This is a genomic window from Amaricoccus macauensis (assembly GCF_049800915.1).
In the GTDB taxonomy this organism is placed as follows: domain Bacteria; phylum Pseudomonadota; class Alphaproteobacteria; order Rhodobacterales; family Rhodobacteraceae; genus Amaricoccus; species Amaricoccus macauensis_A.
Genome location: NZ_JBNAFY010000003.1, coordinates 323,766 through 342,753 on the forward strand (window position 1 = coordinate 323,766; position 18,988 = coordinate 342,753).

The window sequence follows — 18,988 nt, forward strand, 5'->3', positions numbered from 1 at the left end:
AAAATCCGTGCAGGTTACCGTTCGTGACAACAACGTCGATCAGGCGCTTCGGGCTCTGAAGAAGAAGCTCCAGCGGGAAGGCGTGTTTCGGGAAATGAAGCTTCGGCAGCATTTCGAGAAACCCTCCGTCAAGAAGGCCCGTGAGAGGGCTGAGGCGATCCGCCGTGCCCGCAAGCTCGCGCGCAAGAAGGCGCAGCGTGAAGGGCTGCTCTGAGGCTGGAGCCGAAGACATCTGACCGACCGGTCACATGGACCTGTGTCTTGCGTGTTCCATGCGAAGGGCACGCATCAACGGCACACCCGACCCCCGTATCTCGCGATACGGGGGTTTTCTTTTGCCCCGATGGAAAGCGATTGCCGATACCGCGTGACCCTCTCCAGATACGATCTGCGGGACATTGCTGCGCCGCACCCAAGCGAGCAAACAAAGCTCGCAACAGATTCGCAAATTTTGATGTAGTCGGATGAAGTGACGCACCAGTATTATTGAATACCAGAAAAAGAAAACCTGCCCGCCTGGAGGAGACCATGGCGCGACAGGTTTTCTATAACAAACTAGTACAACTCTACTGGTTACTCTGATTACTGATCGGGCACCAACACCAGCACCCAACCCCTCGTTATGCGCATGCTCAACATTGCTCACTTCCGTTTAGTTTGCAACGCACAAAAATCTCAGCCCGATGTTCGGTTTCGCCTTTTGAGAGGCAACCACAGTGCAAGAAACGCGTCAAATTCGGGCTCATTGCGCGGGTAGAGCAGGTCGCACGCGCATGGCGAGCCACCGGCTAAAGTCTTTTGAAATCGTTACTTTTGCTGCTCAAACATGCGCGTGTTCTTTCACTTCTGCGCGCTTTCAAGCGATGCCGATTGCTCCCAAACATTGTTCTTTCCCACATCGGCCTCCCTCACGTATTTGTTATCAACGCCCGGAATTTGTGCAAAATCGCGGCGGATCGACTCCGGGAACAGCGTTATTCCCACATTCTGGAACGGAGGGACGGGTCTCAGCGCCGATGTGACCGAATCGGCGCAGAACATTTTCGGGGTTTTCCCGCGCGCCTGGGCATTCGCCAGCACCCGGTCGGCGGTCGCGCGGCTGACCTCGACCTTCTGCGCGTGGACGTAATAGTCGAATCGCGCGTGGTAGCGTTCATAGTAGTCAAGAAAGCGCGGAGTGATGCCATAATGGATATCGTCCGCGCGCGGCAGGTCGGGGTGCTGGAACGTCCCGGCTGGATCGTAGATCACCTGCTGCGAGCCGTTGATGAGCAGGGCCGAGTGCGCTGCACGATTGGTCTCGCTGTTCACCATGGACAGGAGCGTAACCGACGGTGGCTCGTCACTGACATATTGCGCTGCACGAATCTGGGTAGGTTCCGCGGCGCGGTAGATCTCACAACCCGACAGCGCAAGACACGCCGCCAGAGCCGCCATTAGCCGGCGTATCATGCTTTTTTCCAGGTCCGTTAAGGATCAGCTGTTGAAGATCGCAAGGAAGATCAGGATTCCGGCGGATGCACCGAAAAGGTAGACGAAGAACTTGATGAAGCCCGCAAAGGTCTTCTCCTGTTCGGTGATGTCCATCTCGCCGTGCTTGTATTCCGCCATGTCGCTCTCCTGCATATTCGGGCCGATCTGCCGCAAGGCCCTGTTCACGAGACGCTTTTAGCGTGCCCTGCGCTCTCTGTCATTCCCCCCGAAGGGCGGAAGGGTCATGTTCCGCTCACATCGCCGCCAGTGGCGCAGAAAAGCCAGACGCCCTCAGGCGACATTTCCCGGCTCACGAGCCCTCGCCCGTGCAGATGGTTCATGTGCGCTACCGCCTCGACGAGTGCGAGGCCGTATTCCGATTTGCCGATGCGCCGACCATAGAGAACATCGAAGCAGTCACAGGCACTTCGCGGCGTCCGAAGTGCGGCAAGCAGCTTCTCCGCATTTTCCGTTTCGTGGTCGATCAGTTCCTGCAACCGCACATCAAGCCCTCGGAAGGGCCGCTGATGGCCGGGCATGACGATCTGATCAGCGCGAGCCATGGGCAGCAGCCGCTCGCAGGTCGCGACCCACTCTCCCACCGGATCGGCCTCGGGTTCGGTCGCATAGGTTCCGAGATTGGAGGTAATCGTCGGCAGCACCTGGTCGCCCGCGATCACCAACGGCTCGTCGAGGCACCAGAGCATGGCGTGTTCCGGGGCATGACCATGCCCGATTTCCACCCGCCAGCGTCGCCCGCCCGCAACTACCACATCGTCCTGCGCGATGCGCCTGAAGCCGAGCGGCATGGGGGCCAGAACATCTGCGAAGTTCATCGGCCGCGTCTCGATCCGTTCGGCCAGGATCTCCTCTGACATGCCCGCGCGGCGCCAGAAGGCAATCAGTTCCTCGGGCGGCGCGGGCTGTTCATCCAGCATCAGCATCCGGGAAAACAGCCATGTCGTGCGCGTCGCCCAGAGCTCGGCCCCGTGGTCGGTCTGGAACCAGCCGGCATTGCCCACATGATCCGGGTGGTGATGGGTCACGATCACCCGGCGGATCGGGCGCCCGGCCAGCGGCCCTGCGAGCAGCTTGTCCCAAGCCGCGCGCACTCGACCGGTATTCAGACCGGTATCGACGATAGTCCAGCCATCGCCATCATCGAGCGCATAGATATTGATATGGTCGGGGCGCATCGGCAGCGGGATGCGCAGCCAGAGAACACCTTCCGCGACCTCGAGCGCCTCACCCGGACCGGGTGGTGCGTCGAAGGCGTAGCTGATCTCCCGCAGTGCGTTCCCGGCCAGATCGTCCATCAGGACGCGATCTCGTAGGCATAGAGCTGCTCCGCTCCGCCGCGCGCCTGTTCGCAGAGGCCCATCGCTTCGGGCAGCATCTGACGAATGTGATAGGCCGCAAGCGCATCGCGCTGGCTATCACCGCCGGTGAGCGCGGCCTTCAGCAGGTAGTGCCCTCCAAGCGTGAGGGCAAAGGCACGCAGGAAAGGCACCGCACCCGAGAAGCGATCATTCGGCTCCGCGCCCAGCATCCATTCGGTGGCCCCGCGCAGCGATTCCGCCGCCTCGACCAGTCGGCTGCCGAGCGGCCCGCCCGCTTCGCGTGCCGTGGCGGTTATCTCGTCGACAAGACCGAAGGCGATTGCCCCACCATCCATCAGCTTGCGCCCCACGAGGTCCATGGCCTGGATGCCGTTCGTTCCTTCGTAGATCGCCGTCACGCGCACATCCCGGAAGAACTGTGCCACTCCGGTTTCCTCGATGAACCCCATGCCGCCATGAACCTGGATTGCCATGTCCGAAACCTCGCAGCCGGTATCGGTCCCGAATGCCTTGGCGATCGGGGTCAGGAAGGCCGCACGTGCCTTCCAGTCGTCCTCGCCGGTGGCGCGCCCCATGTCGATTGAGAGCGCGCAATCGAGGCAGATTGCGCGCGCGCTCGCGGTCAGCGCCGCCATGTTCATGATCATCCGGCGCACATCCGCATGGCCCAGGATCGTGTCCACGCCGTTCTGCGGCGTGCGGCCCTGCTTGCGGTCGAGCGCGAAGGCGATGGCTTCCTGCAATGCGGCTTCGGCCTGGGACAGACCCTCGATGCCAACGCCGAGGCGCGCATTGTTCATCATGGTGAACATTGCCGCCATGCCCTTGTGCGGCTCGCCCACGAGCCAGCCCGTCGCGCCGTCGAATTCCATCACGCAGGTCGGGCTGCCATGCAGTCCCATCTTGTGCTCGAGCGACACTGTTTTCACCCCGTTGGCCGGGCCCGGATTGCCCTCTGTATCGGGAATGTATTTCGGCACGAGGAAGAGCGAGATCCCCTTGGTGCCCGGCACCGCATCGGGCAGACGAGCCAGAACGAGATGACACACATTCTCCGCCATGTCGTGGTCGCCCCAGGAGATGTAGATCTTGGTCCCCGTGACGGCATAGGTTCCATCGGCATTCGGCTCGGCCTTCGAGCGCACCGCCCCCACATCGGAACCGGCCTGCGGCTCGGTGAGATTCATGGTGCCGGTCCATTCGCCCGAAGTGAGTTTCGGCAGGTAGAGCGCTTTCAGTTCGTCATTCGCGTGATGCTCGAGCGCCTCGATCTGGCCCTGCGAGAGAAGCGGACAGAGCGATATCGCCAGGTTGCTTGATGCGAGCATTTCGTTGACGCAGGACTGCACGGAAACCGGTAATCCCATCCCCCCATATTCCGGATCGGCCGCGACGCCGACCCAGCCGCCTTCCGCGATCGCACGATAGGCCTCGGCGAACCCGTCGGACGTCCGCACCACGCCGTTTTCGAGATACGCGGGCTTGAGATCCCCCGCACGCCGCGTCGGTGCCAGAACATCCTCCGAGAGCTTTGCCGCCTCGGTGAGAATGGCATCCACCATGTCGCCGGTCGCCTCGGCGAAGAGTTCGGTTTCGGCCAGTCGCCCGGCTCCCAGAACACTATCCAGCAGGAAACGCATTTCCTGCACAGGCGCGCGATATGTCATTCGGTTCTCCCCAGACCCAAAACGACGATGGCAGGCCGCTCTTGTCCTGTCGGCCGATCCATCGAAAACAATATGTCGCCGGAGAGTGTATGACTTGCCATTCCTTTCCACAAGCCGGACGACCGCACCTGCGAAATGAGGCCCGCCCGAATTGGCCAGGTGGAGGTTTGACTTGCAGATTCCGCGGCGAAGCGCTTAGGCAGCGCCATGGTCGAACACAACACAGTCATCCTCTCCGATTCCGCCCGCGGCATCCGTGCCGCCGTCAGCCTGCTCCGCTCCGGAGAGCAGGTCGCCTTCCCGACCGAGACCGTTTACGGGCTGGGCGCGGATGCGCGGAACGGGCGCGCCGTCGCGGGAATATTCGAGGCCAAGAAGCGGCCATCCTTCAATCCGCTGATCGTGCATGTGGCCGACCGTTCCGCCGCGGAGGAACTGGCCGAATTCTCGCGCGAGGCGGCCGACCTTGCGGCGGCCTTCTGGCCCGGCCCGCTGACCCTTGTCCTGCCGGTGCGCCCCGGATCGGGCCTGTCAGAACTGGTCACGGCGGGGCTCGACACTGTCGGCATCCGGGTTCCCGAGCACCCGCTCGCGCGCCAATTGATCGCGGCATTCGGCGGCCCCATCGCCGCGCCCTCGGCCAACCCCTCCGGCTCCGTGAGCCCCACCAGTGCGGCGCATGTGCTCGACGGGCTGCGCGGGCGCATCGCCGCGGTGCTCGATGGCGGAACCTGCCCGGTCGGGGTCGAATCAACGATTCTCGGCTTCGGGGAAGAAGGCCCCAGCCTGCTGCGGCCCGGAGGCATACCGGGCGAAGCCATCGCGCAAGCCATTGGGCAAGACCTGATCGCGCCAGAGGCCGGACCGATCATTGCGCCTGGCCAGCTTTCCTCGCATTACGCGACCGACGCGAGCATCCGGCTCAACGTGGCCACACCGGAACCCGACGAGATCGGGATCGGCTTCGGGCACCACTCGCCTGGACATGAGGGACTGAACCTCTCTCCGTCGGGGAACCTGCACGAGGCCGCGGCAAATCTCTTTGCAATGCTGCGCGAAGCCGACGATCTGGCGCGCAAGCAGAATGCGAGGCGAATCGCGGTCGCCCCAATCCCGCAAACAGGCCTCGGCGCCGCAATCAACGACCGACTGCAACGCGCGGCGGCACCGAGGGACTAGAGGAGGTTTTCTTCAGGCGCGCCCGCCACTGACCGACAGAAGCCGCGGGTCGATATTGAGGGTCCGCAGCGCGGCTTCCCATTTCTGATCATGGTGACTGGTGAACACCAGATCGGGTTCGGCGGATGCAATCAACCAGCCATTCGCCTGGATCTCGCTCTCGAGTTGCCCCGGCCCCCACCCGGAATATCCCAACGCCAGCAGCGCCTGATCTGGCCCCTCGCCTTTGGCCATGTCCTGAAGGATATCGAGTGTCGCTGTCATCGCGAAACTCGGATTGACCTTCAGGCTCCCGCCATCGACCTCGTAATCGGAGGAATGCAGCACGAAACCCCTGCCATGCTCGACAGGGCCGCCGAAATGCACCGGGGTCTCGTCGAGATCGACCTCGGACTTGATCTTCAACTGCTCGAGCAGCGCCCGGAATCGCAACTCCGGGGCGGGCTTGTTGATGATGAGTCCCATCGCACCTTCGGGCGAATGCGCGCACATGAAGATAACGGCACGCTCGAAGCGCGGATCGCCCATGCCAGGCATGGCGATCAGAAGTTGACCATCGAGAAATTGCTCATCAGCGGTATCCATGCTCAGAGGATGCGCCTCCCGACCCCGATTATCAAGGCACAGTGAAGCGAACTCTCGCTGACTTGTGACTGTCGCATTCGCTTTGCACAACTTATGATCTGACTTCTGCGAAACCGAAAAAGTTGCCTGCCCGTGAGTCATCTCAACCGTATTGCCTTGCCTGTTCTTGCCCTGTGTGCCGGAATTTCGCTCCCGCAGATGGCGGCTGCGCAATTCGCCTCGCTCGGACCGGAAGGCATCGAGGACGCGCGATTCCTCGAGGGCTGGCGAGAGGAGAGCGGCGCTGTGGTGGCCGCGATTCGCGTCGATCTCACGCCGGGATGGCACACCTACTGGCGCGTGCCGGGTGAGACGGGGATCCCGCCCCAGTTCGATTGGTCTGCGTCCGAGAACCTCGCGGCTCTGAGTTACGAATGGCCGCGGCCGCACATCTTCGAACAGGATGGCATGCGCTACTTCGGCTACGAAGGCGCGTTGACCCTGCCGGTTCGGCTCGTGCCCCAGGATCCCTCGGAACCGATCGTCGCACGCGTCGATCTCTTTCTCGGTGTCTGCAAGGACATCTGCCTGCCGGGAAATGCCGAAATTGCCTCAACGCTTCCGTCTGGAGCCGCGTCTGACGAGGCGGAGGCAATCCGCGACGCTCTCCACGATCGTGCCCTGACCGCCGCCGAAGCTGGCGTCTCCCTGGTGAAGTGCAGCCTCTCGCCCTCGGAAAACGGCCTCGAACTGACGGCGGAACTGGTGTTCGACGCACCGCCGACCGCGGATCAGTTCGCCCTTATTGAAAGCAGCAATCCAGCGCTCTGGATCGGCCGCACGCAGAGCAGCGTCGACGGAAGCCGCCTCACCACCCGCGCCCATGTCAGCGGTGGCGACAGCAGCAACGTCATGATCGATCGAAAGGAAATCCGCCTTTCGGTGCTTGATCACAACCGTGTCGTGGACATTCCGGGCTGCGCAACACGCGGTTGAACCGGCCTGACCGGTCAGGCCTTTCCTCCTTCCCGCTCCGAACGGCCGCCCGTACCGGGCCCGAGAACGACTGCCATCAGTCCCCAACTTGCAAGAAGGATCACGGCCAGGCCGCTCGCAAGCGCCGCCATTCGTGCCCAGCCTTCGCTGAGACCGGGGAACCAGTCGGTTGCCCCAAGCCAGCCCGCGTTGGTGAAGAGCGGTGCCATCACCACCGCAAGCCAGGTGAACGCCACGGCACTCGCGAGCGCCAGGCCCAGAGTGAGCGCGGGGCGCTTGCGCCGGGCGCGCAGGCCGCGCCGCCAGGCTTTCAGCGAAAGGGCGATGTCCCGCTCGACCATCACCAGCGCAGGCACGAGGATCAGCACCATGACGCCACCAAGCCCCAGGCCATAGACCAGCGTCACGACCGTTGGCTTGAGGAACAATGCCTGGGAACTGCGCTCGAAAAGAAGCGGCGCGAGCCCGAGGAGAGTCGTGAGCGTGGTGAGCACGATGGGCCGGAGCCTGTCGCCGGCCGCGGTCACCACCGCCGGTAGCGTCGCGTAGCGGACGCCGTAACTGTCGAGCGTCGAGACAAGCACGATGGCGTTGTTGATGATGATCCCGGTCATCCCGATCAGCCCCACCACGGTGAAGATCGAAAGCGCGAGATCCCACTGGTAGTGCCCCCAGACCGTGCCGATGAAGCCGAAGGGAATGATGGCGAGCACCACGAGCGGACGCACCCAGCTTTCGAACACCCAGGCGAGCGTGAGATAGATCCCGGCGAGGCAGAGCAGGAAACCGATCAGCGCGTCGCCCAGGAAATCGCGCTCCTGCTCCGCGAGCCCGCCCACATCGTAGGTCACACCGTAGCGCTCGGAGATCTCGGGCAGGATGTCAGTTTCGATCTGCCGTGTGATCTCGGCGGCGAGCGCCGGATCGTCATCGTCGATGTCGCCATTGACCTTGACCACTCTGAGCCCGTTTTCTCGTCTCAGGCTTGAGAACCCGAGCTGGCTTTCGACCGTGACGATCTGATCAAGTGCCACATAGCCGCCATCAGCTGCCCTGAGCCGTGTCCTGGAGAGGAAATCGGCCGAAACCTCTTCCTCCGGCAACCGCACCTCGATCGTCGCGGTGCGAGGCCCGTCGGCGAATTCCGCAACCTCGATGCCGGTCAGCCGACCGTAGAGCTCGCTGCCGACCGCATCGATGGTGAAGCCCAGCCGTTCGCCCAGAGGCGTCAGTTCCAGAACCAGCTCGGTCTTGTCATATGAGAGCGTATCCTCCAGCCCGGTCACCGCCGAAAGCGGCGCCAGCGCACTCTTGAACGCATCGGCCGCATCCTTGAGCGTGCGCGCATCCGGCCCGAAGAAGCTCACGTCAATATCGTCGCCTTCCGCGCCGGACCCAAAGCGGCGGAAACTCAGCGCCTCGAGCCTTGGCAGGCGCACGACCTCCTCTTCGAGCGCCTGAAGGAAAAGCGTGCCGGAATATGGCCGGAAATCCGGGTCGATCAGTTCGACTTCCATGCCGCCGAGTTCATCGGGGTCCTTTTCATCTGCCCCCGGCAGCCCGCGCCCGGCCGTTCCGCCGATCTGCGTCACCAGCGTGACAACGGGCGCACGGCCGTATTCCGCCGCGAATCTCTCGTCGACCACGGCGACCGCGCGCTCGAGTTCGCGCGCCATCAGTTCGGTATCCTCACGGCTCGTGCCCGGCAGCATCGCGAAGTTGCCGGTGATCGAGCCCTGCTCGGGCGGAGCGAAGAAGCGCCAGACCACGTCACCACGAATGAACATCGCGGCCGCATTCGCCAGCAGCAGGAGGCAGGCGGCAATTACCGGATAGCGCAGCCGCAGAACCAGAGTGATGAACGGCACGAAGACCCGTGCCCGGAATGCGTCGAGCCCGCGGTTGAATGCCTGGCTCGGCGCATCGATCCACCCGCCCCCTCCGCGCGCAAGCGCGCCCGCCATGTGGTGCGGCAGGATCAGGAAGCACTCCGCAAGGCTCGCGGCCAGCACGACGATCACAGTGAGGGGAATGTCCTCCACCAGCGAGCCGAATCGCCCGCCAATGGCCGTGAGCCCGAAGAATGCGATGACCGTGGTCAGCATCGCTGAGAAAACCGGCAGCGCCATCGTGCGCGCGGCGTTTTCAGCCGCTGCCGCCGGTCCTTCTCGCAGGTGGCGATAGCGCCAGTCCGCGTGTTCGGCCACGACGATGGCATCATCCACCACCAAGCCGAGGCAGAGGATGAGGCCGAAGAGTGACATCATGTTAAGGGTGATACCGGACGCGTACATCAGCGCGATGGCGGCCGCCATGGCCACAGGAATGCCCGCGGCAACCCAGAGCGCCGTGCGGGCATTGAGAAAAAGGAACAGGAGCCCGACCACCAGCGCGAGGCCCAGCGCGCCATTGCGCATGAGCAGATCGAGCCGCTGGGTGATGCCCTCGGCACGGGTGCGTATGAGTTCGATCTGGACGCCCTGCGGCAGGGTCTCGCGGATCTCTGCGGCCACCTCCGCCACGGTTTCCTGCATCTCGATGGCATCGCCCTGGGCGTTGCGGTTCACCCGGATGGAAACCGCAGGCAGTCCCTCGCGGAAATAGGCCCGTCCGCTTTCGAGGCCCTGATCGCTGATCTGCGCCACGTCGCGCAGCCGCAGTTCCTCACCCGCTCCATCGGAGCGCAGGACAAGATTGCCGATGGCCTCGGCCTCGCGCAGATCATTGCCCGCTCGCAATCGGGTGGCATTCGCATCCACCTCTCCCGCCGGCGCGCCGGTCACGGCATCCTCGACCCTGTCCGCAACCTCGCGCAATGTCATGCCGTGGCGCACCAGCTGCGCCTCGGGTACGGCGACTTCGATCACCGGTGCGGTGACACCATTGAGCACCGTGCGCGTGATGCCCGCCTGGTAGAGCCGCGCGATGAACTCATCCGCATAGCCGCCAAGCTGGACCGCCGGCACCGCCCCCCAGATCACCACGTCCGTCACCCGGTCGTTCCATTGACGCCGGTTGATCCGCGGGTCCTCGGCCGACTCGGGCAAACTGGTGACACTCGCCACCGCCGTCTCGACATCCCCCTGCGCCTGGCTCATGTCCCAGCCCGGCTCAAAAGTCAGCTCGATGCGTGCATTGCCCGATGTCGCCGTCGCCTCGCTGCTCTCGACCCCATCCACGGCGAGCAGAGACGGCTCGAGCAGCGCGATGATCCCCTCATCCACATCCTCGGGGCCTGCGCCCTGCCAAGTGACGCGGACATCGATCGAGTTGAGCACCACATCGGGAAAGAATTGGCTCCGGATCAGCCCGCCGGCCAGCAGACCGGTGACCACCATGATCATCATCAGCAGGTTGGCGGCAGTGCTGTGGCGCGCGAAATAGGCAAACACACCTGCGCCCGCCGCCCGCACCCGATGTCCCAGAGCCATGACCTCAGCCCCCCCGCAGCCCGGCCTCGATCTCGTCGAGAACCTGTCGCGGCACCGGCCCCGTGGCCAGCACGGAGAGGAGCCGCGCCTTCATCTCCGCCGAAAGCGCCGCATCGCCCTCGATGGCTGCCGAGAGCCGGGCGCGATCCTCGGGCGTGAGCGCCACCATGCCCTCCTCCAGTTCGTCCGGCCGGGCGGTGCGCTGCTCCGGCCGAATCGGCCTGACCTGAATACCCGGGCCAAGCTGGGGCAGCCGTACCGTCACGTATTCACGACCGAACGGCGCATCATCGACAATCACGTCGTCGCCCTGCCGCCGCAGGAGCCGCACTTTCGCAAGTTCCAGGCGGTTGTCCTCTCCGAGCAGCAGCAACTCCCCGGCCGGGTTCAGCGCCGTCGCGGGCACCACCGCCACCCCGGTGAGTTCCGGCTCGGAAACCTCCAGGCTGACGAAATCGCCGGGCCGCAGCAGACCTGATGCCCCGCCTTGAAGCGCCGCATAGAGCAGCCGACCGCTCTGCCCGCTTTCGGACACCACACCCGCCCGGTCGAGCGTGCCCGCGACCTCGAAGGCCCGTGTCCCAAGATCGAGACTGGCGCGCACCTCGAGCGGCAGGGGCGCGCCGAAATCGTCGGAAAGTCGTGCATAATCGGCGTTGGAGACCCGGAAAGCCACCTCGAGGGCGCCGGGATCGATCAGCACGCCCAGCGCCTCGTTTGCCGAAACCCTGCGGCCGAGCACCGCATTCACATCCGTGAGAAACCCGTCGAAGGGCGCGATCGCCACCGTGTTGTCCAGATCGCGCGCGGCCTCGTCGCGGGCAATGACGGCGCGCTGCTCCGCGATTTCGGCGCGGCCAATGCGCGACCGTGCCTGCGCCAGATCGATCCGGCGGGTCGTGACGGATTGCTCCGCGGTGGAAAGCGCAAGCTCGGACGCCTCCAGATCGGCCGTCGTGCTGACCCCGCGGCCTTGCAGGTTCTTTGCACGATCGAGCGCGCGGCTCTGAAGATCGCTTTGCCGGATCGCCGCCTGCAGCGCCTCTTCCGCTAGCAGAACTTCCACCCTCGCGTCGGAAAGCTCGGCACGCATATCCGCCAGATCGTTCTCGGCCAGCGCGAGAGCGGTCTCGAAATCGGCGGGATCGATCCGGAACAGGGTCTCGCCCGCCTCGACCCGTCCTCCGTCACGGAAACCCGGCGCCAGCTCCAGGAGCGTGCCTTCGGAGGCCGCGCGCAACTCGAGCCGGACGGAGCTCTCGACATCTCCATAGGCGCGAAGAACCGGTTTCACATCCTGCTCGGTGAGCGCAGCCACGCCGACCGCATAGACCCGTTCCCCACCCGGCCTGCGACTCGCCGTATCGGCATCGCGCACGATCATCGCCTCCCGGACCGTCGCCACGGCAAGGCCAAGCAGACCGAGCGTCATTGCAAACAGGAAAAGCCCCAACAGGCTCCGGGTCAGAAACCGCATACTCACATCCTCGAAAACCTGCGGCAGAATACAGCAAGTCTATCAGGATGCGCGCCTTTTTCCGCATCCCTTCGAAGTTGTGATTTCATCCGGCTTCGGGCTTCAGTCCTCGGGGGCCGTGGTGAAGGTCAGGGGATGACCCTCGCGCCGCCCCATGTCGGTTGCCTGATCGGCCTTGGTCTCGGCGATCTCCCGCGTGAAGACACCGACGACGCACACGCCCCGGCGATGCGCCGTCAGCATGACGCCCTGCGCCTGGGCCGGCGTCATGCGAAAGACCGCACCAAGCACCGCCACGACGAAGTCGCGCGGCGTGAAGTCGTCGTTCAGCAGGATGACCTTGTGCAGCCGGGGACGGCTCGTCTTCGGCCGCTCCAGTGAACGAAGCTCCGTCTCTATCCCACTCATCGAATCCCCCAATACTCCGCGCCCTGCAAGCGCAGAAGAAAAGAGCGGATCTTATGCCACAAACCGCGCGGGTTCGGAAGTATAGATGGCGCAAGGAAAACCGGAACCGGCAATATTTCGCAGATCACGGTAAATCAGCGTGAGTTGACGCGCGGCTTCGTCTCTTGAAGCGACAAACGCGCGAAATCCCGCTATGATGGTCTTTTTACCGAACGATAACGAGGGCACCAAGATGATCCGCACCCGCTGGTCCACTCCCGAGGATGCCAGCGCGCTGGCCGATCTGCACCGGCAGGCGTGGCGCTACACCTATGCGGGGATCATTCCGGGCCGCGCCCTCGAGCGCATCATCGGCAGCCGTGGTCCAAAATGGTGGCGCCATATGCACCGGCGCGGCGCTTCCGTGTTGGTTGTCGAGCTCGATGGGCAGGTTGCGGGCTATGCGCGTCTCGGCCCGGTCCGCCCGAGGCTGCTGAAGGGCACCGGTGAGATCTACGAGCTCTACCTCGCACCCGAGTTTCACGGGGCCGGACTCGGCGAATACCTGTTTCAGGAAGCCCGTCGCCGCCTGATCTCCCGCGGGTTGACCCGGCTGGTCGTCTGGTCGCTGGCTGCAAACGAACTCGGCTGTCGCTTCTACCTCGCGCTCGGTGGACGGGAAATCGGGCGCACCCGGACCAGAATCGGCGGGGCAGCCCTGACCCGCATCGGCTTCGCCTGGGGCTGATCCCCCGGCGGAGACGAAGCGAGCGTCAGTTCATGCGGACGATGGCGGGCGGGTAGCCGTAGGCGGTCGAACTCGCGCCTGAGCGCCCGCCATAGTAGCCGAGCCCGACTCCCACGCCGACCCCGCCATCGGAGTTGACCGAGAGGCCCACGCTGGGCCAGGCCGCGCCGCCGCTGGAGCGTTCCGAGACCGCCGCAACCTGCACCTCTCCCGAAAGATCGCCAGACCGGCAGGTCACGGTAATCTCCGGCGAGGCCTCGCCGTAGTAGGGCATGAGCACCCGCGCCGGAGAGACGAGTTCCGCCGTGAAGAGCGTGGACTCGACCGCGCAGGCCGCCCCGGCGACTTCCTGTCCGTCGGGGCCGAAGCTGCGCACCGCAAGCCGCGTCTCTCCACGGGCCGAAGGCGCATCGACACCGGGTTTTGGCACCGAACGAACCGATGGCGCACCTTCCGGCAAGCCGTCATTCGTCGTGCAGGCAGCCAGGAAGGCGCAGAGGCTCGCGGCAGAGAGGAGCGGCAGGCGCATTCTACTGCACGGCTCCGGGGGCCAGCTTCATTCCGACGGAAAGCGAGCCATAGGGGCCTTCAAAACCCGATCGAGACGGGAAGACGGCCCGTCCGGAGAATTCGGCGAGCGTGCAGGTCGCGACCAGCGGCATGTCCACCGGCCGCATGTCCGGCACAACCAGGCGCACAGGCGTCGTCACCACAGCCGTATAGGGTCCGACCGACGCGACGCATCGCGCGCCCTCGACCTCCTGCCATTCCTCGCCATCCTCGCCGGGAACGAAGGAACGCAGGGTGGAATGCGCGAAGTTCAGGGGCGGAGCCACGATTTCCTCGCCGGTATCGACCAGCGCAACGGTTTCGAGATTCCGGCTCATCAGATCCGGTGTCCCGGAGCAGGCCGCGAGTGCAGCACCGGCCGCCAGGAAAAGAAGATTCCGCATCTTGTTCAAGACTCCTGTTCAGGCCACTGGGGTCGCCGCGCCCTTGCGCAGGCGCCAGGCGAGCCAGGCCAGGGCGCCGCCTTCCGTAATGAGCTGGATTCCGAGAAGGATGCCCAGAAGCCAGGATGCGGCTTCGGGCAGGCTTCCGATCAGGATGAAGGAGCAGACAATGGCCACCGCGCCGCTCGCGAGCAGCCAGCCCCAGTCCTGCATGGGCCGGATCATCAGCGCAAAGACGATCCGCGCGATCCCACCCACCATGAACAGGACCAGCATCAGCAGCATCATGGCGAATACGCCCGCCTCGGGGTGCGAAATGAGCAGGTAACCCACAACGACCTGAAGCGCCGTCGAGACGAGTTGCATCCAGAAATATGGCACCTGGGTCGCGCCGATCAGGGTGATGCTCTGGAATACGCCGCTGATCACCAGGAGCCAGCCCAGAAGTTCGATCAGCCCCGTGCTCATCAGCGCCGGGAAGAGCAGCGCGAGAACACCGGTCGCAACCATCACCCCGCCCTGGATCAGGAACAGGAGTGACCGCTTGCGAATCGTATCACGCACAGCCTGGCGCAACACGGCAGAGGCATCGTTGACGGTAATCGACATGGGGCTCCCCTCATCGCGGCCCAAATGGAATTTGCGCCGAACCTAGACCGAAACCGGTCCGGGTTGAAAGCCAATCTGTCTCCGGCAGGCCGCCCCGCCCCCGATCAGCGCAGGATCACATCCACATCCGGATAGTAGGAGCGCGGCACCGCGCCGCCCGGCCATCCCCAACCGCCATAAGGCCCGCCGTAGTAGCCGCGCGGCCCGTAGCCATAGCCCGCGTAGCCATATCCGCCGGGCGGGTAATCCCAATCCGTCCGCACCTCGACCCGCGCCGCACCCGACCAGTCCCGCGCCGTGCAGGCGATATCAAGCTCCGGTGACTGCGTTCCGAAATTCGGCAGCTTCAACCGGGTGGGCGTGGTGAAATCGAGCGTGTAGAGGCTCGTCTCCAGGCGACACGCGGCACCGAGCACCTCGCGCCGCCCATCGCCCTCATCCGGCAGGAACGTGCGCACCGCGAGACGCGCCTCGCCCTGCACCGCGTCGAAATCGCCGCCAGCGACAACGGCCTCATTCTGTATGGGCACGCCCTGCGCACAGCCTGCGAGACATGCCGCCGCCACCGCCAAACGAACGCCTTTCACGGGGTTTCCTCCTGATTCCGCCTATTCCGCCGCGTGGGCCCGCGGTGTGCCGGCTTGACCGAAGGCAGCCATTAGCGCATCGCGCCGCTCGGCCGCCTGTCTGGCTGCGGCCATCTTGACCGGCCCGAAGCCGCGTATGTCAAGCGGAAGGCGCGCACGCTCCACGGCAATCGCGCGATTGTCAGCGTTGAAGCCCGCGAGCATATGGGCCAGATCCGCCTCGTATTCCGTGATCAACGCGCGCTCCAGCCTCCGTTCCTCGGTACGGCCAAACGGGTCGAACATTGTGCCGCGAAGCCTCTTCAGGCGCGCAAGCAGACGCAAGAGGTGAAGCATCCGGGGCCCGTACTCCCGCTTCACCGGCCGCCCGTCCGGGCCGGTGGGCGCCAGAAGCGGCGGCGAAAGATGGAACCGCACCGCGCGCACGCCCTCGAACTTCTTTTCCAGCATGGGGCCGAGATGGGCCACATGCAGCCGCGCCACCTCATACTCGTCCTTGTAGGCCAGAAGCTTGTGATACCCCTCCGCTACGGCTTCCCCAAACTCCGCGTCGAGTTCGCTCGCAGCCGCCACGCGCGCGCGATACCGCTCCGCCAGCGCCCGGTCCTGATACGCTTCCAGATGCGCCGCCCGTCGCGCGATACGGGTTTCGAAGCCCTCCGCCACCGGCCGCTTCGGCGCGAGCAGTCGCGAGACTTCACCAGGCTCCGCCACGGCCCAGCGGCCCAGGGCGAAGGCCCGCGTGTTGCCCGCAATCCCCGCCCCGTTCACCTCGATGGCCTTGAGCAGAGCCTCCTCGCTCAGCGGGATCAAACCGGACTGCCAGGCCCCCCCCAGCAGCAGCACATTGGCATAGATCGCATTGCCCAGAAGGGTCTCCGCCAGCCGGGTCGCGTCGACCATGCCGAGCGCGTCATCGCCCATGCGTGCCCGCAGCGCCATGCCGAGCCGGTCGGTTGGCAGCGTGAAACCGCGATCTCGCGTGAAATCTCCGGTGATGATCTCATGGGTGTTGACCACGGCCCGCGTCCGCCCACGCGCCGCCAACCCGAGCGTCTTGGCCCCGGCAGAGACCACGAGGTCCCCGCCGATCAGCGCATCGGCTTCCCCGGTGGCCACACGAATGGCCGAAATCTCCTCGGGCCTCTTGGCGATCCGGCAGTGGATATGCACTGCCCCACCCTTCTGGGCGAGACCGGCCATCTCCATCATGCCCGCCCCCTTGCCGTCGAGATGAGCGGCAAGCGCGATCAGCGTGCCGACCGTCACGACACCCGTACCGCCCACACCGGTGATCACGACATTATATGTACCCCCGATTTCGGGCAGCAGCGGCGCGGGCAGGTCAGGCATCGTGAAATCTGCGGGCGCCTCCTTGCGCACCTGCGCTCCCTCGAGGGTGACGAAGCTGGGGCAGAATCCCTTCAGGCAGGAGAAATCCTTGTTGCAGCTCGACTGGTCGATCTCGCGCTTGCGCCCGAACTCCGTTTCCAGCGGCAGGATGGAGACGCAGTTCGACTGCACACCGCAATCGCCGCAACCCTCGCAGACCTCCGGATTGATGAAGACCCGGCGGTCCGGGTCCGGGAACGCCTTGCGCTTGCGCCGGCGCCGCTTCTCCGCCGCACAGGTCTGGACGTAGATCAGCGCGCTGACGCCGGGCACCTTCTCCAGCCCCTTCTGCACCGCATCGAGCTCTTCCCGCGGCCGTAGGATAGCTTCTTTCGGGAAGGAATGCAGATCCAGATCCTCCTTCGGATCGTAGACCACCGAAACCTGGGTGACCCCCATGGCCAGCAGCTCGCGGGCGATCTGCTGCGGCGAGAGCCCGCCGTCGTTCTTCTGTCCGCCGGTCATCGCAACCGCGTCATTGAAGAGGATTTTGTAGGTCATCTTGACGCCGGAGGCGATCGCCGCCCGGATCGCCTGTACGCCCGAGTGATTGTAGGTGCCGTCACCTAGGTTCTGGAACACATGGGCCCGCGTCGAGAAGGGCGCCTCCCCGATCCAGTTCGCGCCCTCCGCGCCCATGTGCGTGTAACCTTCGGTGCCCCGATCCATCCATTGCGCCATGTAATGGCAGCCGATCCCGGCATAAGCCCGCGCGCCCTCGGGGATCACTGTAGAGGAATTGTGCGGGCAACCCGAACAGAAATAAGGCTTGCGGATCGCGATGTCCTCGGCGTTGTCCGCCCGTGCAGCCTCCTCGAGCTGGTGTCGCCGGGTTTGCAGGTTCTCCGTCACGACGCCTTCGCCCGCGATCAGCCTGCCGAGCCTGCGCGCCACCGTCACCGGATCAAGCGCGCCCTTGGTCGTGAAGAGAGTCGCCCCCTCGAGGTCGCGCTCGCCTATGACACGCGGGCGATTCGGCGCGCCATAGAGCGCCTCCTTGATCTGCGGCTCGATGAGCTTTCGTTTCTCCTCGACCACAACGATCAGGTCGAGGCCATCGGCCCACTCCGCGAGGCTCTCGGTGTCGAGCGGCCAGACCATGCCGAGCTTGTAGGTGGAGATCCCGAGACTGGCCGCGATCTCTGCGTCGATCCCAAGAAGATCGAGCGCATGAACGGTATCAAGCCAGTTCTTGCCGGCGGAAACGATCCCGATCCGCGCACCCGGCACACCCCAGATGCGCCTGTCGAGCCGGTTTGCCCGGGCAAACGCGCGCGCCGCGGCGATCTTGTGATCGTGCAACCGCGCTTCCTGCTCCACGGGGGGATCGCCCAGCCGGATGTTGAGCCCGCCGGCCGGCATGGCGAAATCGTCCGGCGCCCTGAAATCGAGACGCTGCGGATCGCCATCGACCACCTGCGTCACCTCGATCGTGTCCTTGACGCATTTGAGCCCCACCCAGAGCCCGCTGAAGCGCGAAAGCGCCCAGCCGGTCAGCGAATAGTCCAGCACCTCCTGCACACCGGCAGGCGAGAGGATCGGCATCATGGCATCGACCAGCGCCAGTTCCGACTGGTGCAGCACGGTCGAGCTTTCGCCGGTATGGTCATCACCCATGCAGACGATCACACCACCCTTGTCGGAACTGCCTGCCATGTTCGCGTGGCGGAAGACATCACCCGAGCGATCCACGCCCGGCCCCTTCCCATACCAGAGGCCGAAGACCCCCTCGACACGGCCCTCGCCGCGGAGCGCAACCTGCTGGCTGCCCCAGAGCGCCGTGGCGGCGAGATCCTCGTTGATGCCAGCCTCGAAGCGGATATCGGCCGCGTCCAGCACATCCGAGGCCCGCATCATCTGCATGTCCACCGCGCCGAGCGGCGATCCGCGATATCCGGTGGCGTAGCCGGCCGTGGTCAGTCCTGCCGTCTCGTCACGCGCCTTCTGCATCAACATGGCGCGGATGAGCGCCTGGGTGCCATTGAGAAGGATGGTGCGTGCAGACAAGTCGTAGCGGTCCGCCGGACGGAAGTGGTGAAGGCTCATGTCCTGCCCCGTCGTGTGGATTGGCTCATTCCTTAACCATAGGTAAGGATTCATGACCAATGAAGGGCAAAGATGCCCCTGTGCGCAGCAATGCGGCAGGTCGGGTGCAGGTTGCGCGCCACAGTCAATTGCAAACTTG

At 64.6% G+C, this 18,988-nt stretch carries 17 protein-coding genes; 4 read left to right on the forward strand and 13 right to left on the reverse strand.

All coding sequences use genetic code 11. The features are described from left to right. The first annotated feature begins 7 nt into the window (after nucleotides 1-7). Nucleotides 8-214, forward strand: coding sequence for a 30S ribosomal protein S21 (rpsU, locus tag ACP15W_RS09330; protein ID WP_424932604.1), 207 nt, complete (start codon nucleotides 8-10; stop codon nucleotides 212-214). Between the two features lie 626 nt (nucleotides 215-840). Here the strand turns inward: rpsU and ACP15W_RS09335 are convergent. The 4 genes from ACP15W_RS09335 to ACP15W_RS09350 all read right to left on the reverse strand — a co-directional run bounded on the left by ACP15W_RS09335 (nucleotide 841) and on the right by ACP15W_RS09350 (nucleotide 4,480). Continuing rightward, on the reverse strand, nucleotides 841-1,437 hold the full coding sequence (locus ACP15W_RS09335; RefSeq protein ID WP_424932605.1) for a hypothetical protein: 597 nt from the start codon (nucleotides 1,435-1,437) through the stop codon (nucleotides 841-843). A 39-nt stretch (nucleotides 1,438-1,476) separates the two neighbouring features. Beyond that, on the reverse strand, nucleotides 1,477-1,611 hold the full coding sequence (locus ACP15W_RS09340; protein ID WP_424932606.1) for an aa3-type cytochrome c oxidase subunit IV: 135 nt from the start codon (nucleotides 1,609-1,611) through the stop codon (nucleotides 1,477-1,479). Nucleotides 1,612-1,715: 104 nt separating this feature from the next. Further along, nucleotides 1,716-2,789, reverse strand: coding sequence for an MBL fold metallo-hydrolase (locus ACP15W_RS09345; RefSeq protein WP_424932607.1), 1,074 nt, complete (start codon nucleotides 2,787-2,789; stop codon nucleotides 1,716-1,718). Continuing rightward, nucleotides 2,789-4,480: an acyl-CoA dehydrogenase gene (locus tag ACP15W_RS09350; protein WP_424932608.1), complete on the reverse strand. Its 1,692-nt coding sequence runs from the start codon at nucleotides 4,478-4,480 to the stop codon at nucleotides 2,789-2,791. The genes ACP15W_RS09345 and ACP15W_RS09350 overlap by 1 nt, the downstream gene beginning before the upstream one ends. Before the next feature lie 207 nt (nucleotides 4,481-4,687). Here ACP15W_RS09350 and ACP15W_RS09355 point away from each other — a divergent pair, with 207 nt between their 5' ends. Continuing rightward, nucleotides 4,688-5,659, forward strand: a complete 972-nt coding sequence (locus ACP15W_RS09355; protein ID WP_424932609.1) for an L-threonylcarbamoyladenylate synthase — start codon at nucleotides 4,688-4,690, stop codon at nucleotides 5,657-5,659. Between the two features lie 12 nt (nucleotides 5,660-5,671). On the opposite strand, the gene ACP15W_RS09360 is transcribed toward ACP15W_RS09355, so the two are convergent. Beyond that, nucleotides 5,672-6,244, reverse strand: coding sequence for a YqgE/AlgH family protein (locus ACP15W_RS09360; protein WP_424932610.1), 573 nt, complete (start codon nucleotides 6,242-6,244; stop codon nucleotides 5,672-5,674). Nucleotides 6,245-6,376: 132 nt separating this feature from the next. Here ACP15W_RS09360 and ACP15W_RS09365 point away from each other — a divergent pair, with 132 nt between their 5' ends. Further along, nucleotides 6,377-7,219, forward strand: a complete 843-nt coding sequence (locus ACP15W_RS09365) for a protein-disulfide reductase DsbD domain-containing protein (RefSeq protein WP_424932611.1) — start codon at nucleotides 6,377-6,379, stop codon at nucleotides 7,217-7,219. 14 nt (nucleotides 7,220-7,233) lie between these two features. Here the strand turns inward: ACP15W_RS09365 and ACP15W_RS09370 are convergent, their stop codons facing one another. The 3 genes from ACP15W_RS09370 to clpS form a co-directional block, all read right to left on the reverse strand. Then, complete coding sequence (locus tag ACP15W_RS09370; protein WP_424932612.1) at nucleotides 7,234-10,650, reverse strand: efflux RND transporter permease subunit; 3,417 nt, start codon at nucleotides 10,648-10,650, stop codon at nucleotides 7,234-7,236. A 4-nt stretch (nucleotides 10,651-10,654) separates the two neighbouring features. Further along, the gene (locus ACP15W_RS09375) at nucleotides 10,655-12,127 is read right to left on the reverse strand and encodes an HlyD family efflux transporter periplasmic adaptor subunit (protein WP_424932613.1); all 1,473 of its coding nucleotides are present in this window, start codon (nucleotides 12,125-12,127) and stop codon (nucleotides 10,655-10,657) included. A 102-nt stretch (nucleotides 12,128-12,229) separates the two neighbouring features. After that, the gene (gene clpS, locus ACP15W_RS09380) at nucleotides 12,230-12,535 is read right to left on the reverse strand and encodes an ATP-dependent Clp protease adapter ClpS (RefSeq protein ID WP_424932614.1); all 306 of its coding nucleotides are present in this window, start codon (nucleotides 12,533-12,535) and stop codon (nucleotides 12,230-12,232) included. A gap of 193 nt (nucleotides 12,536-12,728) precedes the next feature. Between clpS and ACP15W_RS09385 the strand changes: the two genes are divergently transcribed. Next, on the forward strand, nucleotides 12,729-13,262 hold the full coding sequence (locus ACP15W_RS09385; RefSeq protein ID WP_424932615.1) for an N-acetyltransferase family protein: 534 nt from the start codon (nucleotides 12,729-12,731) through the stop codon (nucleotides 13,260-13,262). Between the two features lie 25 nt (nucleotides 13,263-13,287). Here the strand turns inward: ACP15W_RS09385 and ACP15W_RS09390 are convergent, their stop codons facing one another. The 5 genes from ACP15W_RS09390 to ACP15W_RS09410 all read right to left on the reverse strand — a co-directional run bounded on the left by ACP15W_RS09390 (nucleotide 13,288) and on the right by ACP15W_RS09410 (nucleotide 18,903). Then, nucleotides 13,288-13,791 (reverse strand): hypothetical protein, encoded by a 504-nt coding sequence (locus tag ACP15W_RS09390; protein WP_424932616.1) that lies wholly within the window; start codon nucleotides 13,789-13,791, stop codon nucleotides 13,288-13,290. 1 nt (nucleotide 13,792) lies between these two features. Beyond that, nucleotides 13,793-14,215, reverse strand: a complete 423-nt coding sequence (locus tag ACP15W_RS09395; RefSeq protein WP_424932617.1) for a hypothetical protein — start codon at nucleotides 14,213-14,215, stop codon at nucleotides 13,793-13,795. Nucleotides 14,216-14,233: 18 nt separating this feature from the next. After that, the gene (locus ACP15W_RS09400) at nucleotides 14,234-14,824 is read right to left on the reverse strand and encodes an HdeD family acid-resistance protein (protein ID WP_424932618.1); all 591 of its coding nucleotides are present in this window, start codon (nucleotides 14,822-14,824) and stop codon (nucleotides 14,234-14,236) included. 104 nt (nucleotides 14,825-14,928) lie between these two features. Further along, nucleotides 14,929-15,411: a hypothetical protein gene (locus tag ACP15W_RS09405; protein ID WP_424932619.1), complete on the reverse strand. Its 483-nt coding sequence runs from the start codon at nucleotides 15,409-15,411 to the stop codon at nucleotides 14,929-14,931. A 21-nt stretch (nucleotides 15,412-15,432) separates the two neighbouring features. Beyond that, entirely contained in the window at nucleotides 15,433-18,903 is a 3,471-nt protein-coding gene (locus ACP15W_RS09410) for an indolepyruvate ferredoxin oxidoreductase family protein (RefSeq protein ID WP_424932620.1), read from the reverse strand. Between the last annotated feature and the right edge of the window lie 85 nt (nucleotides 18,904-18,988).